The sequence below is a fragment of the Paenibacillus sp. FSL R7-0198 genome (assembly GCF_038000415.1).
In the GTDB taxonomy this organism is placed as follows: Bacteria; Bacillota; Bacilli; order Paenibacillales; family Paenibacillaceae; genus Paenibacillus.
In genome coordinates this window covers 2,869,081-2,880,930 of the sequence record NZ_JBBOCB010000001.1, presented here as the reverse complement: position 1 = coordinate 2,880,930, position 11,850 = coordinate 2,869,081, and the positions used below count along the sequence as shown (strand labels likewise).

6 protein-coding genes are annotated in these 11,850 nt (G+C 48.4%); all 6 read left to right on the top strand.

Annotated elements, in window-relative coordinates; all coding sequences use genetic code 11:
- Window positions 1–226: 226 nt before the first annotated feature.
- The 6 genes from MKY87_RS12485 (at window position 227) to galU (ending at window position 11,769) form a co-directional block, all read left to right on the top strand.
- Entirely contained in the window at window positions 227–439 is a 213-nt protein-coding gene (locus MKY87_RS12485; RefSeq protein WP_017692026.1) for a hypothetical protein, read from the top strand.
- Window positions 440–710: 271 nt separating this feature from the next.
- Window positions 711–1,880, top strand: coding sequence for a S1C family serine protease (locus MKY87_RS12480; RefSeq protein WP_340912511.1), 1,170 nt, complete (start codon window positions 711–713; stop codon window positions 1,878–1,880).
- A 43-nt stretch (window positions 1,881–1,923) separates the two neighbouring features.
- On the top strand, window positions 1,924–3,819 hold the full coding sequence (locus tag MKY87_RS12475) for a stalk domain-containing protein (protein WP_339788595.1): 1,896 nt from the start codon (window positions 1,924–1,926) through the stop codon (window positions 3,817–3,819).
- Window positions 3,820–4,321: 502 nt separating this feature from the next.
- Window positions 4,322–6,835, top strand: coding sequence for a U32 family peptidase (locus MKY87_RS12470; RefSeq protein WP_017692029.1), 2,514 nt, complete (start codon window positions 4,322–4,324; stop codon window positions 6,833–6,835).
- Window positions 6,836–6,942: 107 nt separating this feature from the next.
- On the top strand, window positions 6,943–10,593 hold the full coding sequence (locus tag MKY87_RS12465; RefSeq protein WP_340964652.1) for a DEAD/DEAH box helicase: 3,651 nt from the start codon (window positions 6,943–6,945) through the stop codon (window positions 10,591–10,593).
- Between the two features lie 297 nt (window positions 10,594–10,890).
- Complete coding sequence (gene galU, locus MKY87_RS12460; protein ID WP_340964650.1) at window positions 10,891–11,769, top strand: UTP--glucose-1-phosphate uridylyltransferase GalU; 879 nt, start codon at window positions 10,891–10,893, stop codon at window positions 11,767–11,769.
- Window positions 11,770–11,850: the final 81 nt, after the last annotated feature.

Below are 11,850 nucleotides of genomic sequence, written 5' to 3'. Positions count from 1 at the left end.
CTTTTTAATTTTGAATTATGCACCGTTTTTCTTCGGACTATAGTTATTTCGTGAAAGTGTTTACATATGCATGATGACGAGCAATACAGGAATATTCGGCCAAATTGGCTTTTTTTCATTTTTATGGATGATAGGGCTTGCATTACAAGCAGGGTACAGATAACATAGAGGAAGATATTAGGGTATGCGTTAGCTGTTCAACTATGGTAAGGAGGTCTGTCTATCCATGCTGTTTGCAGAAGCTGCCACGGCGAGTACATCGAATTTTAATGCATTTGATATTTTTGTCATCTTATTTACGATCCTGATTTTCATCGGAGTTGTTCGGCTTCTTCGGGCACCGAAGAAAAATCTGTTTGCGATCGGATTTGCAGTAGTCAGCCTACTGGTATTTCTGATGACAGACTATGCGATGATAACGGGTTGGTTTGCTCAGTAGGAATGCCGTTAAATGTAATTTAAGCCAAAAGAGGTACAGACGAACACTTTCCAGAGAGACATGGAGGGTGTTTTTTTCGTTTATATCGAGCGATAGAACAAGATTCTACCTTCTCTACTAAAATAGGACTTAAAACAATTGTATATCCAGATTCTGTATGATACATTGAGGGATACCGGAATTGCAGATGAGAGAAAGAGAGAATAGATTCAGCAATGAATCCGATGTCGAGTCGCGCAAGAAGGATGTATAGAGAGGGTCAGGTGAGAATATGAGCGTGTTGGGTAAAAAGGGGATAGCCATACTGATGGCTGCTGTACTCTCGATTAGTGTAGCGGCAACGGCCGGTGCAGCTGAATCCAAAGCGGCGATGCAAGCGAAGGTGGTAGACGGTCAAGTCTATGTGAACACCAAGGATCTGCTCAAGGCAGTTGGTGGAAGTGGACAATATGATGCCAAATCGGGAACGTACACGTACAAGGGAAGTGAAGCCATTCCCAAAGTGATCGAAAAGGTATCTCCTTCGGTCGTAGGCATTATTGGGAAATCTACCGAAGTGCAGGACGGTGCAACATCAGACGACCGTTATAATCTTGCACATGGTACAGGTGTCATTATCCGGTCCAATGGATGGATTGTAACAAATGCTCACGTGGTAGATGGATTAATAAACCCTGTGGTCGTAACGACGGATGGCAATACATACAAAATTACGAAAACATACAGCGATGCACTAAGTGATCTGGCGCTAATCAAAATCAATGCCAAATCACTCAAACCGGCGAGCTTCGCCAAAGCTTCACAAACCACTGTTGGAGAAACGGTGATTGCCTTGGGTACGCCGATTTCCTTTTCTTTGCGCAACTCGGCAACCGTAGGGGTAATTAGCGGCTTGAATCGTGGTGTTGAGGCGACCTACCGGTTGATTCAGACCGACACGGCGATTAACCCAGGAAATAGCGGAGGACCGCTGGTCAACCTGAAGGGTGAAGTGGTTGGTATCAATTCCATGAAATTTTCTGCGGTCGGCGTAGAGAGTTTGGGGTTTTCGATTCCAGTGGATACCGTTCAATATATCATCGATCAGTTTTTTAAATATGGCAAAATAAAACGTGCAAGTCTGGGACTACAGTTGGAAGAAAGCTGGTCTGCGATTGTGGGCCTGCCTACAGATGATCCCTTAACGATTACGGGCGTACTGTCTCCTGAAGCCAAGAAAGCCAAAATCAAAGAGGGTGATGTCCTTTACAGTGTCGCAGGCACACGTGTCTCTTCAGTGGTGGATATCAATGAGTTGCTCAAAAAGTATCTGCCTGGACAAAAGGTAAAGCTGTTGATGCAAACGGATGGCGATATCGTCACCCGCACGTTGGTGCTTGCTGATCGCGCAGACATCGTAGACGAGGAAGATGAAGCGTTCCTTGCAGATGAAGAACAATAAAGCCCGGCGATCAGCCCGGATGTAGAGAGGACGAAAGAACGGAATGAAAAAGTCATGGATACGTGTGCTAAGCACAGGTGTATTAACCGGGATGCTGACCATTGGCGCGGCATTGCCTGTATGGGCATCTGATTTGACGACAAGTGAACTACGTGTCAAAGCGGGTAGCACGAGCGCCTACATTAACGGCGATAAGCAGGCCATAGCCAAACCTTACAAGTTCAAGGGTGTAACGATGGTGCCTGTTGGAGTGTTCAAGAAAGCATTTGGCAGCGAGATCCGGCTGGAGAAAAATGATGTTGTCAAAATCAAGGAAGGTTCACACACGGTTACCCTAACGATTGGCAGTTCGATTGCTTGGGTGGATGGTGTAAAACATGAAATGGGTGCCGCCCCCAAGATGGTGAATGGCGTACTTATGGTTCCACTTCGTGCGGTTGCTGCCGGTATCGGAGCGACGCTAGCTCCAACCAGTTCCGGAGAAATGGTCATTCGTCTGTTGCAAACCGATGATTCGGTGGATGATGAGGATGGTATTCATCCGGATGAAGGCAAAACCAGAATTGGCAACAGTTTTTACGGTTGGTCCATTAACTACCCGGCAGACCTTATGGTTTTCCAGACCGGTGAGCAGGAGCGCATGATGACTTTTGGCGCTGCGGACAACAGTTATTATCTTGAAGTGTATGTCAGCGATCAGGATGTGGCTCTGGATGCGGATGATTTGTTGCAGCAACTTGTCCAGGAGGCCAAACAATCGGGAGATACGGTGCTGGATCGTGAAGCGGTGTCGAAAGGCAAAACGCCTTATGCACGGATTATCGTGAAAGATGTAGACGGCATGTTATGGGAGATGCGTCAGTATTTGAGCGAAGGTCGTCAATATGATGTGTACCTCGCGGATTACGAAGCTCTGAATTATAAAGATCTGGGCAAACGTGCAGCGCTGCTCAATTCATTCCAGCCAACCTATGCGGAATCGGATCGAACGATTAAGGATCTGTCCACCGTAGATAATGGCATGCGCTCTGCGTGGAACGATGACTATGGTATTGAATTGAAGATTCCTGCCGGCTGGTCGATGGATAACAATCAGATGATCTATGAAGCCAAGGATGGTGCATTTCTGCAATGGCGTGTCACATCGGCGAAGGCAGGTACAACAGTAAAAGACTGGAGCGGCCAACTGGATAAGTGGATGCGCGAGACATTTACACCAGAGAGTTACGAGCCAATTGGCTCATATACGATGGATATCTCGGGAGAGACTGCCGAGGTGAATGAATTCCGTTATAACTTTGGCGGAGGCTGGCAGACCGAGTTTGATGTTCTTTTGCAGAAGAATGGGTATCGATATTATGCAGAGTATACGTTCCCTGAGGAGCAGGTTGCAGATCGGGCATGGTTTGAACGGATTATGAAGAGTGTGGAGATTGATTTTGATACGGTTGCCGATAATTTCGGTCAGCTGGATGAAGATCCTTATTTGACAGACAAAACGAAGACACTTACACGTACGTCCAAACGTTATAAATACAGTGTAGATATTCCGCGTTACTGGACGCCGTATAGTGATCGATTCGAATATTCACCTGTGGTGTACACCTTTACCGGCGGAGAATTCTCCATTGCGGCGAGCGAAGACAAGTCAATCGAGATGACGGTCAGCCAATTGAGAGAAGCTTATGCCGAAGCCACCAAAACGCGGAAAAACTTCCAGCTGCTACGCAGTGAGGAGCTGACGTTTGCGGGTGTGCCTGCATTTTCCTTTACGTATCATGAGCTGGACAAAGGCGTGCCATATGCGGGTCGGCAGATCGTGTTTGAAAAGGATGGAACAACCTATACGATCACAAGTGGGCTGAATGATGCCAACAAGACAGAAGTTCAGGCGGCAGCCTTGGAAAAAGCAGTGAACTCATTTACTTTTATTAAATAATTGTAGTGGAGCCGGAGGGTCAAAAGACCTTTCGGCTTATTTGTTTCCTGTATAAGATAAATTAAATATTTACACTGGGACGAAGAGTGCAGAACCGATCTGAAGAAGCGAAGCGTGCGCGTTTATCACCAGATTTTCCCCTTTAGAAAAGGAAATAAAAAAATCTAGAGGGTAACAGAGATCGGAAGATGGTACTGCAATCGGAGTGTCTAGTGTAAATCTTAATGAAAATGAAAATGGTAAACGGTTTTTTCAGGAAAACGTAGAAGAGTCGGTGCAGAAGTGGTACACTATACTAGTTCAGGAGTTATGACTGCTGATCTGATGAATATGAATGACTGTAAGCTTGGAGTTCAGGCAATACAGACATAATAGATAGATATTGTAATACCGTGACAATGCAGGTGTACCCGATAAGGTGCAGTCTTAGGCTTAGTATGTTCAGGCGTTTGAGGATATAGGGACGAAATCCGGCGGATAGCCGGTTATGGGGAGGATCTACATGAAAACAGCAACAATACGAAGAGAAGACGTTGAACTTCTGGCACCTGCTGGTGACTGGGATTGTATGCGTTCGGCGGTAGCTAATGGCGCAGATGCAATTTTCTTCGGAGTCGAAAAGTTTAATGCACGGGCACGGGCGAACAATTTCCGCATGGACGAGCTGCCGGAGATTATGGCGTTTTTGCACAGTTATGGCGTAAAAGGTTTTTTGACCTTTAATATATTGATTTTTGAAAATGAATTGACGGATGCAAAAGAACTGATTGACGCTTGTGTCGATGCAGGTGTGGACGCTGTAATTGTTCAGGATTTGGGTTTGGTGAAGATGATCCGCGAGATCTCACCGGATTTCCCGATTCACGGTTCAACACAGATGACAATTACGTCACCGGAAGCGGTCGAGTTTACGAAGCCGTTTGATATGGAACGTGTCGTTCTGGGACGGGAGAACAACCTGAAGCAGATCCAGAAGATCGGGGAGCAGGCGAAGCTTCCAATGGAAGTATTTGTTCACGGTGCATTGTGTGTATCCTACTCGGGGCAATGTTTGACTTCCGAAATGTGGGGAGGACGTTCGGCGAACCGCGGGGAGTGCGCACAAGCTTGTCGTCTGCCATACGACCTGATGGTGGATGGGGTGCACAAACCGATGGGTGATGTAGCTTATCTGTTGTCTCCAAAGGATCTAGCAGCGATTGATCTGATGCCGGAACTGATCGAAGCAGGAGTAACCTCTTTCAAAATTGAAGGACGTCTCAAAACGCCGGAATACGTAGCAAACGTAGTAAGCAAATATCGTAAAGCGATTGACCGTTATTTTGATGGAGATAACACACCGCCAAGTAAGGAAGAAGTTCGCGAATTGCAGCAAAGCTTCTCCCGTGGATTCACGCATGGTTTCCTGAGCGGTACAAACAATAAAGAACTGGTGGATGGAACATTTCCGAAAAGCCGTGGTGTCTATCTTGGTCGTGTAGATCAAGTCTTGCGTGATGGTGTGGTTCTGAAGTTGGATGCACCCGTGAAACGTGGGGACGGAATCGTTTTTGACGCTGGAGACCCGACTCAGAAGGAAGAGGGCGGACGTGTATACGATGTGCGTCGCAAAGGCGTAAAACTCGAAGGCGAAGCCGAAGAGGGCTGGATCGTTGACGTTGTGCCAGGCCGCAGTGACGTGGATCTGCGCCGCGTGAAAGTTGGCGACAAAGTGTGGAAAACAAATGACCCGGCGTTGGACAAACGTCTGCGTCAAAGCTTCGAGACCGAGAAGCCATACCGCGTATTCCCGGTGAAGGTGAAAGTCATCGGCAGCCCGGGGCAGCCTCTTAGCACGTGGTGGACAGACGTGCAGAAAGGCACAACCGTCCGGATTGATTCCGAGATGGAACTGGACATCGCGCAGAAGCGTCCAATGACACATGAATTGCTCGAAGAGCAGTTCGGACGTCTGGGAGGCACCGTATTCCAGTTGGAAGGAATGGACGTCAATCTGCACGGTGACGTCATCATCCCGATGCGCGAGTTGAATAACATTCGCCGTCAGGCAGTAGAACAACTCGCGGGTGAACGTCCTAAACCACCCGTATACGTGAAACGGGCGGTAGATGTATACGGCGATTCGGTTAAACCGGCATCGCCAGTCGCTCGCGGTCAAGCAGAGCTGACCGCGCTCTGTCGCAGCCTGCCACAAGTGGAGGCAGCGATTGAAGCGGGGATCGGCATGATCTATGCCGACTTCGAGTTTATCAAACAGTTCCCGGCAGCTGTGGAAGCTGTGCATGCCGCTGGTCGCAAGATCGCGCTGGCAACACCGCGTATTCATATGCCAGGGGAGAACGGATATCATAACAACATCCTGCGTCTGAAGCCGGATGCAGTATTGGTACGTAATACAGGAGCACTGTACTTCTACCTTCGTCACCGGATGGAAAACCCGGATGCGAAGCACCCGGAACTGATCGGTGACTTCTCATTGAACATCGCCAATCACAAAGCAGTAGAACTGTTCCTGGAAGCCGGATGTGACTGGATTACTCCATCCTATGACTTGAACATTCAACAAATGGTTGATTTGCTGGGCCACTCCCGTACAAGTCAGACCGAAGTGGTTATCCATCAGCATCTGCCGATGTTCCACACCGAGCACTGTGTGTATTGTACGTTCATGAGTGAAGGAACGGACTTCACGAACTGTGGCCGTCCTTGTGAGGAACAGCGTGCATCCCTGCAAGACCGGATCGGTATGTCCCACCCGGTGCGTGTGGATGAAGGCTGCCGTAATACGGTATACAACGCAGTGGAGCAGTCAGGTGCCGAGTATCTGACCAACTTTATGGATCTGGGTGTATCCCGTTACCGTGTGGAGTTCTTGGAAGAGACACCAGAGCAGGTACGCGAAGTAATTGATCTGTACAACCGTGCACTGCGCGGTGAGATCAGTGGTACACAAGTGTGGAAAACACTCAAAGCAACGAACCAACTGGGCGTTACACGTGGTCAATTGGTGAAATAAACAGATTGTATGGTACAACAACAGTTACAAGCATGAAGGAACCCCAATCTCTGCTTCAAGGAGCTCTTGGGGTTTTTTTTACATCATGACACAGGAGGCGAAGAAGCGTGGCGCCATTCACAATTATGGATATCAAATTGCTGTGCGGGGTCACGGCATTCAAGCGCGGAGAAGATTATAACCAATCTGGCAGGGTGACCAATCTGGTGGTTAGTGAGGATCAGCTTCATTATGAAGCACAGGTACGTGGATCGGAGCGCTATCAGGTGACGGTGGATATAGATGGAACGGGTGAGGTTGTGGCAGGCTGCAGTTGTCCTGGTGACGGCAGGCATTATGACTATTGCAAACATGTGGCTGCTGTCCTGTTGGCTATTCACGAATGGGGTGAGCAGCAGGAGCGTAATGCCACGATTGCCTCTGGGAAGCCTTCTCAACCTGCTACAGGCCAAGGAGCCAATACCAGTTCCAGTTCAGGTTCCAAGTCCAGGGTTGGAACGTTGGTCGAAGAGAGCATATGGGAGCGACCACAGTCTGCTTCACAACGAGAGCAACTGAATGATGCTCCAGAGCGTCCTCCGGTTCATTTTGCCCAGGCAGGTCGTCCAAGCTCAGCTTCGGGGTGGGGTCGCTCGGCAGATAAACCTTCTTACCGTACGGCGGATCAGATTCTGTCCATGTTTGCCAAGGATCGGAGAACGCTGCATGGAAATGACCGTAAATACACCGCTCCTGTCAGCCGATCCTCCTTGCGGGAAGAGTTGCAGATTCAGTTTATACTCAAGCTGATACAAGTTCACAAGGGTGGCGGGAAACTAGCTCTTGAATTGAAAGTGGGTAACAAACGTCTGTATGTGGTGCAGAAAGTGAAACAATTCCTGAACTGCATCGAAAAGGGCGAGCCCATGTCATTTACCAAGCTGTTCCACTATGATCCACTGATGCATGTGTTCAATCCGCAGGATCAGGCGATTCTCTCGATGCTCATTCGAATGAGGCAAAGTGAAGAGGCATACCGCGAATCCATTTCCGGTTATCTGGGAGCTTCGGACGGACGGGATATATTGATTGCTCCGCTCGTATGGAAGCCATTGCTGGAATTGCTGCTACAGGCTGACAGCCGAATGGAGGGCACGGGATTTGCCAATGGACCACTCACACTGGGTGAGGGGGTACTTCCTTTATTTTACCGGATCGCCCAGGGAGCGAATGAAGGATATCAGCTTGAAATTTCCGGACTGCGTGAGCTGATCCTTCTCCCTGCATATGATGCCGCTGTGGTAGAAGGACAGTTACATATGTTGGAGCCGATGCAGATGCGAAGTCTGGAGGACTTGAGTGGGGCACTCACTTCATATGGAATCAAGGAAAGCATTGATATTTCGACTCAGCAGGTGGATGAGTTTGTACAGCATGTCGTGCCAGAACTGCGTACGCTTGGGCATTTGTCCATTGATTCGCAGGTGCGTGAACAGATCGCGGAACCAGAACTTTCACCAAAGCTGTACATCGACTTCTATCGTGAGCGTATTACAGCACGTCTGGAATTCGACTATGAGGTCATGGTTATTAATCCGCTTGCCGAGTATTTAATAGACGAAGAAGAAAAAAAGGTTATTTTGGTGCGTGACCGATACAAAGAGCGGAATCTGATTGAACGGCTTGATCGATCCTTTCTCGAAAGGGATGGTAGTGTCTGGGCTAGTGAACGGGAAGATGCCATCTATGATGTCATGTATCATCTGGTGCCTGAACTTGAGAAACAGGTAGACATCTACATGCCGAACGCCGTGAAGGCGATGGTGCAATCCTATCCAACACCGCCGAAAGTACGAGCAGATTTGGGAAGAGGATTGGACTGGCTGGAGATTTCATTCGAGATGGAAGGTGTGGACGAGCAGGAGCTTCAGGAACTCATGCGTCGCATTGTGGAAAAGAAACCATATTTCCGTCTCAAGAGCGGTGTTTTTCTCTCGCTTGAAAATGAAGGTGCAGACAGTTTCGCTCACATGGCTGATTCCCTCGGACTGGGAGCAGGTGACATCAAGAGCAGCCATATCCGGCTGCCAGCTGTCCGGGCGTTACAATTGCCAGGCAGGGATGAGGTTTCCGGTCATGTGAAGTGGGGAGGCTCCCTGAAACGTTTCCTCGATGATCTTAGAGATCCTGAGCGGATGGATTTTGCATTGCCGGGATCACTGACCCCCATCCTGCGGGATTATCAGAACAGCGGATACCAGTGGCTGCGTACCCTCGCTTATTATCGTTTTGGCGGCATTCTGGCGGATGATATGGGACTTGGCAAAACGTTGCAAAGCATTGCCTATATCACAGCGGTTCTTCAAGAGAAGCCTGAGTACAATATGGACCATACGGGCGTTGATAAATACCGGGAGAGCGGATCGCTATGGGGCAGTACAACGGAGGGTACTGCTGGCATCGATCCCGAAACTGGACTCCCATTGGATAAGATGGCTTCAGAGAATACGGATGGCTTATGGTCTACGATGCAGCAGGATGGACTAACAATCCGAACGAGGGTCATTCATCCTCCTGTACTTGTCGTGGCACCTGCCTCGCTGACCTACAACTGGGCTAATGAGTTTGCACGGTTCGCCCCGCATCTGAAGGTCCTGATCGCAGCAGGTCAGAAAGAAGAGCGAGCCAATATGCTTTCAGGCATGGATGAGGCAGATGTGATTGTGACGTCGTATCCTCTGTTGCGACGGGATCTAGATACGTACCTGGGCCGAACCTTCCATACGCTCATTTTGGATGAAGCTCAGGCAATCAAAAATGCTTCTTCCCAGACCGCGCAGGCAGTGAAACAAATTCAGGCTCCGCGCCGTTTTGCACTCACAGGTACACCTGTGGAGAACTCGCTGGATGAATTGTGGTCCATTTTTGAAGCCGTATTCCCAGGGTTATTTCCAAGTTACAGAAGATTCCGCGACCTTCCTCCGGAACGGATCTCGCGGATGGTGCGTCCGTTTATTCTCCGCCGCCTGAAGAAGGATGTGCTGGAAGAATTGCCGGATCGAATTGAAACGGTACAGCGGTCAGAGCTTACGGTTGAACAGAAGAAGCTGTACGCCGCATACCTTTCCCAGCTTCAGGATGAAGCATCGAAGGACATGGAGGATAACGGATTCCAGAAGAATCGTATCAAAATTCTGGCAGGCATCACGCGTTTGCGTCAGTTGTGTTGTCATCCGGCCCTCTTTGTCGAAGGATATCAAGGCGATTCCGGGAAAATGGAACAGTTGCTTGAAACGGTCGAGGATTGTTTGGCTGCAGGGAAACGAATTCTCATCTTCTCCCAATTTGCGAGCATGTTGAACCTGATTCGTCAGACACTTGCGGCACAAGGAAGGAATCTTTTCTACCTCGATGGTCAGACCCCTGCGCAGAGCCGGGTTGAGATGTGCCACAGATTTAATGAGGGCGAAGCTGAACTGTTCTTAATCTCCCTGAAAGCTGGCGGTACCGGACTAAACTTAACAGGGGCAGATACCGTTATATTATATGATCTATGGTGGAATCCCGCCGTGGAAGAACAGGCAATTGGCCGTGCCCATCGTATGGGACAGAAACAAGTGGTGCAAGTCATTCGTTTAGTTACCGAAGGTACGATCGAAGAGAAGATTTTGGAACTCCAGCAGCGGAAGAAGGACTTGATTGCCGAAGTAATCGAACCGGGAGACGGAGGATCAACGACCTTATCCGAACAGGACATCCGCGAATTGTTGATGGTATAATGGAGTCCAAGCATCCTAGCAATAAGAATCATTAAATATATGAATCTATACAAGATGAACTAATCATTTACATGATAACGGAGAGGACAGAAATAACCTGAAAAAGCGAAGCGTTCGCCTAAAAGCTTTCTGAAAGAAAGCTGCATCGGAAGCATACACTATAACCAGATTTTCCCCTTTAAAAAAAGGAATGAAAAAAATCTGGGGATAACAGCGATTGGAAGGTTGTTCTGTCATCGGAGTGGTAAGTGTAAATATGCTTTAGTTCAACTTGTTTAACAAAAGGAGTGGGTTCGTGTGCGTATTCGCAAAGCGATTATTCCAGCCGCAGGGCTTGGTACCCGGTTTTTGCCTGCCACCAAGGCGATGCCTAAGGAAATGCTGCCCATCGTGGACAAGCCAACGATCCAGTATATTATTGAAGAAGCGGTAGCTTCAGGCATTGAAGATATCATTATTGTGACGGGTAAAGGGAAGCGGGCTATTGAAGATCACTTCGACTATTCATTCGAGCTGGAGCAGAATCTGGCGGACAAACAGAAGTGGGACTTGCTTAACGAAGTACGCAAACCCTCCGAGATGGCAGATATCCATTATATCCGTCAAAAGGAACCGAAGGGACTTGGTCACGCCATCTGGTGCGCCCGCAAGTTTATCGGCAATGAGCCTTTTGCCGTCCTGTTAGGGGACGACATTGTGGAAGCGAACCATCCCTGCCTGAAGCAGATGATTGATGTCTACGATGAACTGCAATCTCCGATCGTTGGTGTACAACCTGTTGATTGGAGCGAGGTATCCCGCTACGGGATTGTAGACGGAGAATTGCTGACTCCTACCGATGATCGTGTCTTTCGCGCGCGCCGCTTAATTGAGAAACCAAAGACTGAAGATTCCCCTTCTAACCTTGCTATTATGGGACGATACATTCTTACACCGGATATCTTCGACATCCTGGGTCAACAATCTGCTGGAGTTGGCGGAGAAATTCAACTTACGGATGCTTTGTCCCGATTGAATGAGCAGCGGCAGATTCTCGCATATCATTTTGATGGTCTGCGTCATGATGTTGGCGAGAAGTTAGGTTTCATTGAGACGTCCATACATTATGCATTGCAGCGCCCGGATCTGCGGGAGGATTTGTTGAAGTATTTAAAGAAGATAACAGAATCGAACTAACACATCCCTAACGAATTAGATCACAAAAAAGGTTTGCCCCTTGATGAGGGCAAACCTTTTTTGTGTGGAATTATAGAGGAC

What these genes read in the sequence shown, in the direction of transcription:
- MKY87_RS12485 (WP_017692026.1), top strand. Translation starts at nt 227, where the DNA reads ATGCTGTTTGCAGAAGCTGCCACGGCGAGTACATCGAATTTTAATGCA.
- MKY87_RS12480 (WP_340912511.1), top strand. Translation starts at nt 711, where the DNA reads ATGAGCGTGTTGGGTAAAAAGGGGATAGCCATACTGATGGCTGCTGTA.
- MKY87_RS12475 (WP_339788595.1), top strand. Translation starts at nt 1,924, where the DNA reads ATGAAAAAGTCATGGATACGTGTGCTAAGCACAGGTGTATTAACCGGG.
- MKY87_RS12470 (WP_017692029.1), top strand. Translation starts at nt 4,322, where the DNA reads ATGAAAACAGCAACAATACGAAGAGAAGACGTTGAACTTCTGGCACCT.